A 15,282-nucleotide genomic window follows, 5' to 3' on the forward strand; every position below is an offset into this window, starting at 1 on the left:
CGCTTAGCGGTAGGTGTTGATAAAGGAACGGTACTTTTCGAGGACTTGCAAAAAGTCCTCGACGCCGCAAAACGCCAGACTTTCTTCGTCGTAATAGCTCATGCCTTCTTCAATCTCATCACCGTCGAAATCCAGCTGATTAGTGCGAACCATCACTTCATCGTCGGCTAACAGCAGCGTGTATTCGTGTCCGACGATCTGTGTGTCGCGCTCGCTGCCTTTAAGTTCCGCAATCGCCGCTTCGACTTTATCCAGCACGCTCAGATCGCCCTTTACTTCCTCATTCAGCCAGTGACCAATCACTTCGTGGCCCATCGAGAACCGCACTTTGACCTCTCCGGTGATGTCGCGCAAAAAGTCGTAGTCCATGATTCAGTCCTCTGGAAAATGAAAATAAAAAAGGGAGCCGAGGCTCCCTTTCAACACTGGCGCAAATATAACGATTTAGACTGCGGTTTGGAAGATCACGCCGTCAGCTTTGTCGGTATATTCACTCAGTTTGTCGAAGTTCAGATAGCGGTAAGTATCCACCGCGGTCTTATCCACTTCCGCCATATAGCCCAGATACTCTTCCGGCGTTGGCAAACGACCCAGCAGGGACGCGATCGCCGCCAGCTCCGCAGAGGCCAGATAGACGTTAGCGCCATTACCCAGACGGTTCGGGAAGTTACGGGTTGACGTGGATACCACGGTAGAACCGTCGGCCACGCGCGCCTGGTTACCCATGCACAGTGAACAGCCAGGAATTTCAACACGTGCACCGCTCTTACCAAAGACGCTGTAATAGCCCTCTTCCGTCAGCTGCGCCGCATCCATTTTAGTCGGTGGCGCAACCCACAGACGCGTTGGCAACGCGCCTTTGTGGCTGTCCAGCAGCTTGCCAGCCGCGCGGAAGTGACCGATGTTGGTCATGCACGAACCGATGAACACTTCGTCGATCTTGCTGTTCTGAACGGAAGACAGCAGGCGTGCATCGTCCGGATCGTTTGGCGCACAAAGAATCGGCTCTTTGATCTCGGCCAGATCGATTTCGATCACCGCTGCGTACTCGGCATCTGCGTCCGCTTCCAGCAGCGTTGGATTTGCCAGCCACTCTTCCATCCCTTTGATGCGGCGTTCGATGGTACGACGATCGCCGTAACCTTCGGAAATCATCCACTTCAGCAGCACGATGTTAGAGCTCAGGTATTCTTTGATAGGTGCCTGATCGAGTTTGATCGTACAACCTGCCGCTGAACGTTCTGCGGACGCATCCGCCAGTTCAAATGCCTGTTCTACTTTCAGCTCTGGTAAGCCTTCGATTTCCAGAATACGGCCGGAGAAGAGGTTTTTCTTACCCTTTTTCTCAACGGTCAGATGACCTTCTTTAATCGCGTAATAAGGGATCGCATGCACCAGATCACGCAGGGTGATCCCCGGCTGCATTTTGCCTTTGAAACGCACCAGAACGGATTCCGGCATATCGAGAGGCATCACGCCGGTTGCTGCAGCAAACGCCACCAGACCAGAACCCGCAGGGAAGGAAATCCCGATTGGGAAACGGGTATGGGAGTCACCGCCTGTACCGACGGTATCAGGCAGCAGCATACGGTTCAGCCATGAGTGGATGATACCGTCACCAGGGCGCAGCGAAACGCCGCCGCGGTTCATGATGAAATCTGGCAGCGTGTGGTGGGTGGTCACGTCAACCGGCTTTGGATAAGCCGCGGTATGACAGAATGACTGCATCACCAGATCCGCAGAGAAGCCCAGACAGGCCAGGTCTTTCAGTTCGTCACGGGTCATAGGACCGGTGGTGTCCTGAGAACCTACGGACGTCATTTTCGGTTCGCAATATTCATTTGGACGAACACCGGCAACGCCACAGGCGCGGCCAACCATTTTCTGTGCCAGCGAGAAGCCTTTATTGCTGGCAGCGACAGGTTTGGCAATGCGGAATACCTCGCTCTGAGGCAGCTTCAGTGATTCACGGGCTTTTGTGGTTAAACCACGTCCAATGATCAACGGAATACGGCCACCGGCGCGGACTTCGTCCAGCAGCACGTCGGTTTTCAGTTCGAACGTCGCAATGACTGCGCCAGTCTCGTGGTTACGCACTTCGCCTAGATACGGGAAGATGTCGATCACATCGCCCATATTCAGATCAGACACATCCACTTCGATCGGCAGCGCACCGGCATCTTCCATGGTGTTGAAGAAGATTGGCGCGATTTTTCCGCCCAGAACCACACCACCACCGCGTTTGTTTGGCACGTGCGGAATATCGTCGCCCATGTACCACAATACGGAGTTGGTGGCTGATTTACGCGAAGATCCGGTACCGACCACGTCACCGACATAGGCCAGCGGGAAGCCTTTTTTGTTCAGTTCTTCGATCTGTTTAATCGGCCCGATAGTGCCCGGTGCGTCAGGTACAATGCCTTCGCGTTCGTTTTTCAGCATCGCCAATGCGTGCAATGGAATATCTGGACGGGACCAGGCATCCGGTGCAGGTGACAGATCGTCAGTGTTGGTTTCGCCGGTGACTTTGAAAACGGTCACGGTGATTTTTTCTGCCAGTTTCGGACGTGACAGATACCATTCGGCATCAGCCCACGACTGAAGAATTTTTTTTGCGTGCTCGTTGCCTGCGTGCGCTTTCTCTTCGACATCATAGAAGTTATCGAACATCAGCAGCGTATGAGACAGCGCTTTCGCGGCGATAGGCGCCAGCGTTTCGCTATCCAGCGCATCGATCAGCGGATGAATATTGTAGCCGCCCTGCATGGTGCCCAGCAGTTCGACAGCTTTTTCAGGGGTGACCAACGGGGAGGTGGTTTCGCCTTTGGCGACGGCAGCCAGGAATCCGGCTTTAACATAGGCGGCTTCGTCGACGCCCGGTGGAACACGGTTAATCAGCAGGTCTAACAGAGTATCTTCTTCGCCTTGTGGCGGATTCTTCAGGGACTCAACCAACGCTGCCATCTGTGAAGCATCAAGTGGCTTAGGGACGATGCCCTCTGCAGCACGCTCGGCTACGTGCTTACGGTATTCTTCTAGCACGACTTTCTCCTCGCTCTCATTGTCATTTATTATGCCTGGCTTCCATCATCAGACCGGCGTCAAACCTGTAGGGACAGGGGATTTAAAACTGCCTGATGAGTGGGGACACTGCGGGTATGCTGATAATATTGTCGCTCAGCAGTACATCCTGAACCTGAGCACAGTGGCCCTTTGCGCTGGGGCAGCATAGCAGGATTTTACCTGCTTGTTAATTCGTTCACATAAAAGCAACATTAAATCTTTGCTGAATCGTTGAGCACAGACGGATCGACTGTCCATCTCCATTCGTCCTCTAGATCATCACAACCCCCTAATTGGTACAAGGGAATAAATGGCTTAAAAGGTCTTTTGTACTGCGATTCAGCCACCACCATGGGCTGGTTCACCGTTGTTTTCCCGATGAAATTCCGATGGTCGTGTTCGTTACAGGAATTACGCAATGAAAAGGACGTCACTTTGTATCCTGCTCGTTGTACTGGGAAATGTGTTGGATACGGACAAAGGCGGGTGGTTAATTTCACACGTTAATGTTCATATCAACGTACTTTCTGCGGGGTAACTTTCAGACAAAAAAAAGCGGCCCCTCTCGGCGCCGCTTCTTAAACCTTTAAACCAGAATTATTTCTTCTTGGCTTTCGGGTTAGGCAGGTCAGTGATGCTGCCTTCGTAGATTTCTGCTGCCAGACCCACTGACTCGTGCAGAGTCGGGTGAGCATGGATGGTCAGCGCGATATCTTCTGCATCACAACCCATTTCGATGGCCAGGCCGATCTCGCCCAGCAGCTCGCCGCCGTTGGTACCGACAATTGCACCACCGATAACACGGTGAGTTTCTTTGTCGAAGATCAGTTTGGTCATGCCGTCTGCACAATCGGAAGCGATAGCACGGCCTGAAGCTGCCCACGGGAAGGTGGCGGTTTCGTAGCTGATGCCTTTTTCTTTCGCTTCTTTCTCGGTCAGGCCAACCCAGGCAACTTCTGGCTCAGTGTAGGCGATCGATGGAATCACTTTCGGATCGAAGTAATGTTTCTTGCCGGAGATAACTTCGGCAGCCACGTGGCCTTCGTGTACACCTTTGTGTGCCAGCATTGGCTGGCCGACGATGTCGCCGATAGCAAAGATGTGAGGCACGTTGGTACGCATTTGTTTGTCGACGTGGATGAAGCCACGATCGTCAACTTCGATGCCCGCCGCGCCCGCTTCCAGCAGTTTGCCATTTGGCACACGGCCAATCGCGACCAGCACCGCGTCATAACGCTGTGGTTCTGCAGGGGCTTTCTTGCCTTCCATCGTGACATAGATGCCGTCTTCTTTGGCTTCTACCGCTGTCACTTTGGTTTCCAGCATCAGGTTGAATTGCTTGCTGATTTTCTTGGTAAAGACTTTCACCACGTCTTTATCAGCGGCAGGGATCACCTGATCAAACATTTCTACCACGTCGATCTGTGAACCCAGCGCGTGGTAAACGGTGCCCATTTCCAGACCGATGATGCCACCGCCCATCACGAGCAGACGCTCAGGGACGGTTTTCAGTTCCAGTGCGTCAGTGGAATCCCACACGCGTGGATCATCATGAGGAATGAATGGCAGTTTGATTGGACGGGAACCCGCCGCAATGATCGCATTGTCGAAAGTGATGGTGGTTGGACCATTTTCGCCTTCAACAACCAGAGTATTCGCGCCAGTAAATTTGCCCAAGCCGTTCACGACTTTGACTTTACGGCCTTTCGCCATGCCTGCCAGACCACCGGTCAGCTGGTTGATGACTTTTTCTTTCCAGACGCGCACTTTGTCGATATCAGTTTTCGGCTCGCCGAAAACGATGCCGTGCTCGGCCAGGGCTTTTGCTTCAGAGATCACTTTCGCGACGTGCAGCAGAGCTTTTGAAGGGATACAACCTACGTTCAGGCACACGCCGCCGAGAGTGGCATAACGCTCAACCAGAACAGTTTCAAGACCTAAATCAGCGCAACGGAAAGCAGCAGAGTAACCTGCAGGGCCCGCCCCAAGTACGACGACCTGAGTTTTAATTTCAGTACTCATCATGACCTCTTAATTTATGTCCGGCGGGTCTGACGTCATTTTTATGTCGCAACGCCCATCATCCACCGGGTCGTTCTATCCGCCCGCAGTTTACAAAATTGTTAACAAATTTGAAACAACAAACGGCATACGATTCGTGTTTAGCGCAGGATAATCCCAAACAACATGATGAGATTATCAGAAAAAAGCCGGCCGTTTGGCCGGCTTTTCACTTACATCACCAGACGGCGAATGTCTGACAGTACGTTGTTGATGATGGTGATAAAGCGCGCACCATCGGCACCGTCAATTACACGGTGGTCGAAGGAGAGCGACATTGGCATCATCAGACGCGGTACGAACTCTTTACCGTTCCAGACAGGCTCCATCGCGGACTTGGAAACACCGAGGATAGCCACTTCCGGCGCATTGACGATTGGCGCAAAGTGGGTCGTCCCGATACCGCCAAGGCTGGAGATAGTGAAGCAACCGCCCTGCATTTCGCCGGCAGTCAGCTTACCATCACGCGCTTTCTTGGAGATCGCCATCAGTTCACGGGACAGCTCAGCGATGCCTTTCTTGTTCACGTCTTTGAAGACCGGAACAACCAGACCGTTAGGCGTGTCTACCGCAACACCGACGTTGATGTATTTTTTCAGCGTCAGTTTTTGACCATCTTCGGACAGAGAACTGTTGAAGCGTGGCATCTGCTCAAGCGCAGCCGCAACCGCTTTCATGATGAACACCACAGGGGTGAACTTCACGTCCAGCTTGCGTTTAGCCGCTTCATCATTCTGCTGTTTACGGAACGCTTCCAGCTCAGTGATATCCGTTTTGTCGAAGTGCGTAACGTGCGGGATCATTACCCAGTTACGGCTCAGGTTGGCGCCAGAGATTTTCTGGATGCGGCCCAATTCCACTTCTTCAATTTCACCAAACTTGCTGAAGTCGACTTTCGGCCAAGGCAGCATGCCCGGAATACCACCGCCAGTGGCAGCAGCCGGAGCGGCTTCAGCGCGTTTGACCGCGTCCTTCACGTAAGTCTGAACGTCTTCGCGCAGGATACGACCCTTACGGCCCGTCCCTTTCACTTTCGCCAGGTTAACGCCGAATTCACGAGCCAGACGACGGATAACCGGCGTGGCGTGAACGTAAGCGTCGTTCTCAGCGAAGTCGCCTTTGCTGGCGGCCGGAGCAGCCGGTGCGGCAGCTTTCTGTTCTTGTTTCGCAGGGGCTGCAGCTTCTTCTTTCTTCGCCGCCGGAGCAGCAGGCGCAGCGCCTTCTACTTCGAAGACCATGATCAGAGAGCCGGTGCTGACTTTGTCGCCCGCAGCGATTTTGATTTCTTTCACAGTACCGGCGAACGGCGCAGGAACTTCCATAGAAGCTTTGTCGCCTTCCACGGTGATAATCGACTGTTCAGCCGTTACTTTGTCGCCGACTTTAACCATGATTTCAGTGACTTCAACTTCGTCGCCGCCGATATCAGGCACGTTCACTTCTTTGCTGCCGGAGGCCGCTGGAGCAGCCGGAGCCGCTTCTGACTTGGCTTCTTCTTTGGCTGGTGCCGCAGAACCGGAACCTGCTACTTCGAAGACCATGATCAGAGAACCAGTGCTGACTTTGTCGCCCGCAGCGATTTTGATTTCTTTTACGGTACCCGCGAACGGTGCAGGGACTTCCATAGAGGCTTTGTCGCCTTCTACGGTGATCAGCGATTGTTCAGCTTCAACTTTGTCGCCCACTTTGACCATGATCTCGGTGACTTCAACTTCATCGCCGCCGATATCTGGCACGTTCACTTCTTTGCTTTCGCTCGAAGCAGGTGCGGCAGCAGCAGGTTTCTCTTCTGCTTGCGCTTCCTGTTTCGCAGGAGCTGCATCAGCAGCTCCGTCAGCGGCTTCAAAGATCATAATCAGTTTGCCGGTTTCGACGGTATCGCCGACCGCAACTTTGATCTCTTTCACAACGCCAGCCTGTGGAGAAGGCACTTCCATAGAAGCTTTATCGCCTTCAACGGTGATCAGCGATTGTTCAACTTCAACCTTATCGCCCACCTTCACCATAACTTCGGTGACTTCCACTGCATCTGCACCGATGTCCGGTACGTTAATTTCAATAGCCATCTGTCTTTACCTCTTATGCCAGACGCGGGTTAACTTTGTCAGCATCGATGCCGAACTTGGTAATGGCTTCAGCCACTACTTTCACATCGATCTCGCCACGTTTGGCCAGTTCGCCCAGCGCAGCAACCACAACGTAAGACGCATCAATTTCGAAGTGGTGACGCAGGTTTTCGCGGCTGTCAGAACGACCGAAGCCGTCGGTGCCCAGTACGCGGAAATCGCTGGCAGGAACGAAGTTACGGATCTGCTCTGCGAACAGCTTCATGTAGTCGGTTGAAGCAACAACCGGTGCATCGTTCATTACCTGAGCCACGTAAGGTACGCGTGGGGTTTCAGTCGGGTGCAGCATGTTCCAGCGTTCACAGTCCTGACCGTCACGGGCCAGTTCGGTGAAGGAGGTCACGCTGTACACGTCAGAACCGACGCCGTAGTCTTTCGCCAGGATCTGAGCCGCTTCACGGACGTGACGCAGGATAGAACCGGAGCTCATCAGCTGCACTTTACCTTTGCTACCTTCCACGGTTTCTAACTTGTAGATACCTTTACGGATGCCTTCTTCCGCGCCTTCTGGCATGGCTGGCATGTGGTAGTTTTCGTTCAGCGTAGTGATGTAGTAATAGATGTTTTCTTGTGCTTCACCGTACATACGCACGAGACCGTCATGCATGATGACTGCCACTTCGTAGGCATACGCCGGATCGTAAGAAATACAGTTCGGGATAGTCAGAGACTGAATGTGGCTGTGACCATCTTCGTGCTGCAAACCTTCGCCGTTCAATGTTGTACGACCTGAAGTACCACCGACCAGGAAGCCACGTGCCTGTTGGTCACCCGCTGCCCAGCACAGGTCGCCGATACGCTGGAAACCGAACATGGAGTAGTAGATGTAGAACGGGATCATTGGCAGATCGTTGGTGCTGTAAGACGTCGCTGCGGCCAGCCATGATGACGCGGCGCCCAGTTCGTTGATGCCTTCCTGCAGGATCTGACCTTTCTCGTCTTCTTTATAGTATGCAACCTGCTCACGGTCCTGCGGGGTGTACTGCTGGCCGTTCGGGCTGTAAATACCAATCTGACGGAACAGACCTTCCATACCAAAGGTACGCGCTTCATCGGCGATGATTGGCACCAGACGGTCTTTGATGGAATCGTTCTTCAGCATCACGTTCAGGGCACGGACGAAGGCGATTGTGGTAGAGATCTCTTTCTTCTGCTCTTCCAGCAGTTGTGAGAAGTCTTCCAGTTTCGGCATTTCCAGCTTCTGAGTGAAGTTTGGCAGACGAGTCGGCAGGTAGCCTTTCAGAGCGGCACGACGCTCATGCAGGTATTTGTATTCTGCAGAGTCTTTTTCCAGAGTGATGTACGGCAGTTTTTCCAGATTTTCATCGGTCACTGGCACGCTGAAACGATCACGGATATAGCGCACGCCATCCATGTTCATTTTCTTCACCTGGTGAGCAATGTTCTTGCCTTCGGCCGCTTCGCCCATGCCATAACCTTTGATGGTATGTGCAAGGATAACGGTCGGCTGACCTTTGGTGTTCTGTGCTTTGTTCAGTGCAGCGAAGACTTTCTTCGGATCATGACCACCACGGTTCAATGCCCAGATCTCATCGTCGGTCATATCTTTGACCAGCGCAGCGGTTTCCGGATAACGGCCGAAGAAGTGTTCACGAACGTATTTACCGTCACGGGACTTGAAGGTCTGGTAGTCGCCGTCCACGGTTTCGTTCATCAGCTGGATAAGTTTACCGCTGGTATCTTTACGCAGCAGTTCATCCCAACGGTTGCCCCAAATCACTTTGATCACGTTCCAGCCGGCGCCTGCAAAGATGCCTTCCAGTTCGTTGATGATTTTACCGTTGCCGGTTACCGGGCCATCAAGGCGCTGTAAGTTACAGTTGATGATGAAGCACAGGTTGTCCAGTTTCTCACGGGTCGCGATGGTGATCGCACCTTTGGATTCTGGTTCGTCCATTTCACCGTCACCCAGGAACGCATAAACGCGCTGTTCTTTGGTGTCTTTCAGACCGCGGTGATCAAGGTATTTCAGGAACTTAGCCTGATAGATAGCACCGATTGGACCCAGACCCATTGATACGGTCGGGAACTGCCAGAATTCAGGCATCAGTTTAGGGTGCGGATAAGATGACAGACCTTTACCGTGAACTTCCTGACGGAAATTGTTCATCTGGTCTTCGGTCAGGCGGCCTTCAAGGAAAGCACGCGCGTACACGCCCGGAGAGATATGGCCCTGGAAATACACCAGATCGCCGCCGTCTTTCTCGTTGCGAGCACGGAAGAAGTGGTTGAAGCAAACTTCGTAAACCGCTGCGGAAGACTGGAAGGATGACATATGGCCGCCCAGATCCAGATCTTTCTTCGACGCACGCAGAACGGTCATGATCGCATTCCAGCGGATTGCGGTACGAATGTTGCGTTCCAGCTCCAGGTTACCCGGATACTCAGGTTCGTCTTCAACAGCGATGGTGTTGACATAATTACGGCTGGCCGCGCCAGCTGCGACGCTCACGCCGCCTTTACGTGCTTCACTCAGAACCTGATCAATCAGGAACTGCGCACGCTCAACACCCTCTTCACGGATGACCGATTCGATCGCTTGTAGCCAGTCGCGAGTTTCGATCGGATCCACGTCATTATTTACACGTTCTGACATGGTGCTTTTCCTTATCTGTATCTAATACGTTGGTTTATCTGGAGCCTGTCTTCCTGCGCTCTTTCACAAAGCTCTTCGTTTTCAACAAAACGCACGAAGACAGGCCCGTCATGTAGTTGCCGTGAGCCCTCAAGTGAAGGCTCTAAAAATTAATCCCGAAGGTTAACTTTCATCTTTCCGTTGCTGGAGCCGTCGTAATGACCGATCCCGCCGGGTGTGTTCCCTGCTGAGATCCAGCAAAACTTCTTCAATGAACGCCAGGTGACGGTGAGATGCAGCGCGCGCCATTTCTGGTTCACGTGCAACAATCGCCTCGAAAATACTGGCGCGGTGGTTGCTTACCGTTGCCAGCATTTCCCGGCGTGAGTAGAGCAATTCAAAGTTCTGTCGTACGTTCTTCTCAAGCATCGGTCCCATACAGCGAACCAGATGCAGCAGCACCACATTATGGGCTGCTTCTGTTACAGCGACCTGATACTGCATAACCGCATCGGCTTCTGCGTCCAGATCCCCGCTGTCTTGTGCGGTCTGAATGCCCACGTGACAATCACGAATGCGTGCTAAATCTTCCTCTGTGCCTCTGAGCGCAGCATAATAGGCAGCAATCCCTTCAAGGGCATGGCGTGTTTCAAGGAGATCGAATTGTGATTCAGGATGGTCAGCCAGTAACTCGGCCAGCGGATCGCTCACGCTTTGCCACAAATTACTTTGCACGAAAGTGCCACCACCCTGACGACGCAGGAGCAGTCCCTTCCCTTCCAGGCTTTGGATCGCCTCTCTGAGAGAAGGTCGTGAAACATCAAACTGTTTGGCCAGTTCACGTTCTGGCGGAAGCTTTTCTCCGGGTCTCAAAGTGCCTTCGAGGATCAGGAACTCAAGTTGCTGCTCGATCACATCGGATAACTTAGGCTGGCGGATTTTGCTGTAAGCCATATCAGTGCTGTTCTCTGCGAGTAGCGACTCTGTAAGTTGCCGGAGTCAATTGGTAATACCAATTTAAAAAACGTGGCCGTAAAGTAACAAAGTATTCACCTTGTGTCCATATGGCTACCCAGTAAATGCGTCGACCTCGCACAATTTAACAACTTTTTAGCATTCTCCTTTTTTTCCACGCTTTAGATCACATTTTTACGATCCTGAGCAAATTTACCGTTAATTCGGTTATTTGTTATGCAGATGATGCATAAATCAGGTGCAAACTTTTTCGCATAACACTATTCTTGCCCGAACGGTAGATGATGCTGATTTTTAGGCACAATCCAGCCGTAAATAATTAAATACAAAAAGTGTAATTATCGCCTTACATTCTTTCTAACACGCAGAATGCTATGGGTTTTGCCCCAATGACAGAGGACAGGTAAATGGTTGATCAACAACATGGCGATGAGCTGAAGCGCGGTCTGAAAAACCGCCACATTCAGTTGATCGCGTTAGGTGGGGCAGTCGGAACGGGCCTGTTTCTGGGCAGCGCCTCCGTTATTCAGTCTGCGGGGCCGGGGATTATTCTTGGCTACGCGATTGCCGGATTTATCGCATTCCTGATTATGCGCCAGCTCGGTGAAATGGTCGTTGCAGAACCGGTCGCCGGTTCTTTCAGCCACTTCGCCTATAAATACTGGGGTGGGTTTGCCGGTTTTGCTTCTGGCTGGAACTACTGGGTGCTGTACGTGCTGGTCGCGATGGCAGAGCTGACCGCCGTCGGTAAATATATTCAATTCTGGTATCCGGAGATCCCAACCTGGGCTTCTGCGGCTGTGTTCTTCGTGCTGATCAATGCTATCAACCTGACCAACGTTAAAGTCTTTGGTGAGATGGAGTTCTGGTTTGCGATCATCAAGGTCGTCGCGGTAGTGGCCATGATCCTGTTCGGTGGCTGGTTGCTGTTCAGCGATACTGCCGGTCCGCAGGCGACAGTGCGAAACCTCTGGGAGCAAGGTGGCTTCCTGCCTCATGGTATGACCGGGCTGGTGATGATGATGGCTATCATCATGTTCTCATTCGGGGGTCTGGAGCTGGTGGGTATCACCGCCGCAGAAGCCGACAACCCGGAGATAAGCATTCCTAAAGCCACCAATCAGGTTATTTACCGTATCCTGATTTTCTATGTGGGCTCACTGGCTGTCTTGCTTTCCCTGATGCCGTGGACCCGCGTAGGGCCGGACACCAGCCCGTTCGTCCTGATTTTCCACGATCTGGGTGATGCGCTGGTCGCCAATGCCCTCAACGTGGTGATCCTGACTGCGGCACTGTCGGTCTATAACAGCTGTGTGTACTGCAACAGCCGTATGCTGTTTGGTCTGGCTCAGCAAGGTAATGCACCAAAAGCCCTGATGAACGTCGACAAACGTGGCGTGCCGGTTGCTTCTATCATGGTTTCTGCGGCCACGACGGCCCTGTGCGTACTGATTAACTATCTGATGCCGGGCGAAGCCTTCGGTCTGCTGATGGCGCTGGTGGTTTCCGCACTGGTCATCAACTGGGCGATGATAAGCCTTGCGCACATCAAGTTCCGCCAGGCGATGCGTCGCGAAGGGATCGAAACCAAGTTCAAGGCGCTGCTGTATCCGGTGGGTAACTATATCTGCTTACTGTTCATGGCAGCGATCCTGGTGATTATGGCGATCACGCCGGGCATGGCCATTTCTGTATGGCTGATCCCTGTCTGGCTGGTGATTCTGGGCCTCGGTTACTGGGTCAAAAATCAGCAAAGCGGAAAATCCGTGAAAGCCTGAAATTAAGTCAGCGTTGTTAAAGGCTTAAAATCTTAAGCGCCCCGGTCCGATTTCCAGGCCGGGGCGCTTTGTTATCTGGGTCACACTTTGCCCAGCATGACTAAAACGTCCATCTTCATGACTCTTACCTCCTGACTCCTCTGCCCCTCCCGCGCCAATACTCTTGGCTAACAAACAGTTTTTTAACATCACTCTTTTAACCAATAGCCGGAGAGAACATCCATGAAGGAAGGCGCGCTGTCATTCAAAGAGAAAGTGGCGTACGGCATGGGGGACGCGGGATGCAACATGATTGGCGGCGCCATCATGCTGTTTCTTAATTACTTTTATACCGACGTTTTCGGCCTTGCCCCGGCGCTGGTCGGTGTATTACTGCTGTCGGTGCGTGTGATCGACGCCGTCACTGACCCGATCATGGGCGCGATTGCCGACCGCACCACGACCCGCTGGGGGCGTTTTCGTCCCTACTTGTTATGGATATCGGTGCCCTACGTCCTGTTCAGCGTACTGATGTTCACGACACCGGAATGGACCTATAACAGCAAGGTTATCTATGCCTTTGTGACTTACTTCCTGATGTCACTCACCTATACCGCAATTAACATCCCTTACTGCTCGCTGGGCGGCGTCATCACCGCCGATCCGCACGAGCGCGTGGCCTGCCAGTCTTATCGCTTCTTTATGGTGGGGATCGCGACGCTGATCTTGTCTTCGACGCTTCTGCCAATGGCCGACTGGTTTGGCGGTGCGGACAAAGCCAAGGGCTACCAGATGTCGATGGGCGTGATGGCGATCATCGCGCTGTTCATGTTCCTGTTCTGTTTCAGCTTCGTGAAAGAACGTATCCAGCCTGCGGTGCCGTCTAAACATGCGCTGAAATCTGACCTGAAAGACATCTGGAAAAACGACCAGTGGGTTCGCATTCTGCTGCTGACCTTCTGCAATGTGTGTCCGGGCTTTATCCGCATGGCTGCAACGATGTATTACGTCACCTGGGTGATGGAGAAATCCACCTCGTTTGCCAGCATGTTTATCAGCCTCGGCGTGGTCGGCATGATGATCGGCAGCGCGCTGGCGAAACCGCTGACCGACAAGTTCTGCAAACTGAAAGTGTTCTTCTGGGCCAACATCATCCTGACCATTTTCTCCTGCGGCTTCTATTTCCTCGACCCGCACGCCACGACGCTGATTCTGGTCGCCTACTTTGTCCTGAATATCATGCACCAGTTGCCTTCTCCGCTGCACTGGTCGCTGATGGCAGATGTGGATGACTACGGCGAATGGAAAACCGGCAAACGCATCACCGGCATCAGCTTCTCCGGTAACCTGTTCTTCCTCAAATGCGGCCTGGCTGTGGCCGGGGCGATGGTAGGCTTCCTGCTTTCAGGCTATGGCTACGACGCTGGCGCGGCGCGACAGAGTGATCACGCCATCAACGGGATAGTATTGTTATTCACAGTAATCCCCGGCGTTGGCTATCTCATCACCGCAGGCGTTGTTCGTTTACTAAAAGTTGACCGCGAAATGATGCGCACCATCCAGTCAGATCTGGAAATCCGCCGCCGCAATTACCGCGAGCTGAATGAATACCACGACACGAAAAATGCACCTGACGCGGGCTCCCTCCCGCTTCACAGCAAGGAGCTGAAACATGAGTAATTACCCAAACCCGCTCATCGAACAACGTGCCGATCCGCATATCTGGCTGCACAGCGATGGGCATTATTATTTTATCGCCTCGGTGCCGGAATATGACCGGCTGGAAATTCGCCGCTCAAAAACGCTGACCGGCCTTGCTGATGCACCGGCAAAAATCGTCTGGCGCAAACCCGACAGCGGCCCGATGAGCGCACTTATCTGGGCACCTGAACTGCATTTCATCGACGGGAAATGGGTGATTTACTACGCTGCCGCGCCGTCACAGGAGATTAAGGACGGACTGTTTCAGCACCGCATGTATACGCTGGTGTGTGAGGATGCCGACCCGCTTAAGGGGAAATGGATCGAAAAGGGGCGGATCCAAACGCCGATCGACAGTTTCTCACTTGATGCCACGCATTTCGGGCATCAGGGAAAAAGCTATTATCTGTGGGCTCAGAAAGACCCGGCGCTCCGCGGCAACTCCAACCTGTATATTGCCGAAATGGAAAATCCGTGGACGCTGAAATCGCCGCCGGTGATGCTCAGTAAACCCGAACTGGACTGGGAAATTATCGGCTTTTGGGTGAACGAAGGACCCGCGGTGATCACTCATGGCGATAAGATTTTCATCACCTATTCCGCCAGCGCCACCGATGAGAATTACTGTATCGGATTGCTCACAGCTGATGTGCACAGCAACCTGCTGGATGCGTCTTCGTGGCATAAATCGCCGCATCCGGTATTTACCACTCACGCAACGAACAAACAGTTCGGCCCCGGTCACAACAGCTTTACCCGCAACGAACAGGGTGACGATGTATTGGTTTACCACGCGCGAAATTACACCGAGATTGAAGGCGATCCTTTGTATGACCCGAACCGTCATACCCGGATTAAAAACATTCGCTGGGACGACAACGGGCTACCGGACTTCGGCGAACCTGCCGCCGACAACCGTCCGCTGACCTTGCAAAAACTGCCATAACGCTTTAGAGAAACAGTTAAGAGAAAGCGATAAAAAGCCCGGCCATGTGAATGCGCC

At 52.8% G+C, this 15,282-nt stretch carries 9 protein-coding genes; 3 read left to right on the forward strand and 6 right to left on the reverse strand.

The genetic code is table 11. The features are described from left to right. Positions 1 to 3: 3 nt before the first annotated feature. From yacL to pdhR, 6 genes are all read right to left on the reverse strand, one after another. The gene (yacL, locus tag I2123_RS20070) at positions 4 to 369 is read right to left on the reverse strand and encodes a protein YacL (protein WP_112167417.1); all 366 of its coding nucleotides are present in this window, start codon (positions 367 to 369) and stop codon (positions 4 to 6) included. Positions 370 to 444: 75 nt separating this feature from the next. Next, positions 445 to 3,042 (reverse strand): bifunctional aconitate hydratase 2/2-methylisocitrate dehydratase, encoded by a 2,598-nt coding sequence (gene acnB / locus I2123_RS20075; protein WP_112167416.1) that lies wholly within the window; start codon positions 3,040 to 3,042, stop codon positions 445 to 447. A 618-nt stretch (positions 3,043 to 3,660) separates the two neighbouring features. Beyond that, a complete protein-coding gene (gene lpdA / locus I2123_RS20080) occupies positions 3,661 to 5,085 on the reverse strand; it encodes a dihydrolipoyl dehydrogenase (RefSeq protein ID WP_167457477.1) in 1,425 nt (474 codons plus the stop codon). A 212-nt stretch (positions 5,086 to 5,297) separates the two neighbouring features. After that, entirely contained in the window at positions 5,298 to 7,190 is a 1,893-nt protein-coding gene (gene aceF / locus I2123_RS20085; RefSeq protein ID WP_213051359.1) for a pyruvate dehydrogenase complex dihydrolipoyllysine-residue acetyltransferase, read from the reverse strand. A 13-nt stretch (positions 7,191 to 7,203) separates the two neighbouring features. After that, on the reverse strand, positions 7,204 to 9,867 hold the full coding sequence (gene aceE, locus I2123_RS20090; RefSeq protein ID WP_112168689.1) for a pyruvate dehydrogenase (acetyl-transferring), homodimeric type: 2,664 nt from the start codon (positions 9,865 to 9,867) through the stop codon (positions 7,204 to 7,206). Positions 9,868 to 10,029: 162 nt separating this feature from the next. Next, positions 10,030 to 10,800 (reverse strand): pyruvate dehydrogenase complex transcriptional repressor PdhR, encoded by a 771-nt coding sequence (gene pdhR, locus I2123_RS20095; RefSeq protein ID WP_112168690.1) that lies wholly within the window; start codon positions 10,798 to 10,800, stop codon positions 10,030 to 10,032. A 428-nt stretch (positions 10,801 to 11,228) separates the two neighbouring features. Here pdhR and aroP point away from each other — a divergent pair, with 428 nt between their 5' ends. The 3 genes from aroP to I2123_RS20110 all read left to right on the forward strand — a co-directional run bounded on the left by aroP (position 11,229) and on the right by I2123_RS20110 (position 15,225). Beyond that, complete coding sequence (aroP, locus tag I2123_RS20100) at positions 11,229 to 12,599, forward strand: aromatic amino acid transporter AroP (RefSeq protein WP_112168691.1); 1,371 nt, start codon at positions 11,229 to 11,231, stop codon at positions 12,597 to 12,599. Positions 12,600 to 12,821: 222 nt separating this feature from the next. Beyond that, the gene (locus tag I2123_RS20105; RefSeq protein ID WP_112168692.1) at positions 12,822 to 14,258 is read left to right on the forward strand and encodes a glycoside-pentoside-hexuronide (GPH):cation symporter; all 1,437 of its coding nucleotides are present in this window, start codon (positions 12,822 to 12,824) and stop codon (positions 14,256 to 14,258) included. Further along, the gene (locus I2123_RS20110; RefSeq protein ID WP_213051360.1) at positions 14,251 to 15,225 is read left to right on the forward strand and encodes a glycoside hydrolase family 43 protein; all 975 of its coding nucleotides are present in this window, start codon (positions 14,251 to 14,253) and stop codon (positions 15,223 to 15,225) included. The genes I2123_RS20105 and I2123_RS20110 overlap by 8 nt, the downstream gene beginning before the upstream one ends. The last annotated feature ends 57 nt before the right edge of the window (positions 15,226 to 15,282 follow it).

It is taken from the genome of Rahnella inusitata (genome assembly GCF_018288855.1).
GTDB classification, from domain to species: domain Bacteria; phylum Pseudomonadota; class Gammaproteobacteria; order Enterobacterales; family Enterobacteriaceae; genus Rahnella; species Rahnella inusitata.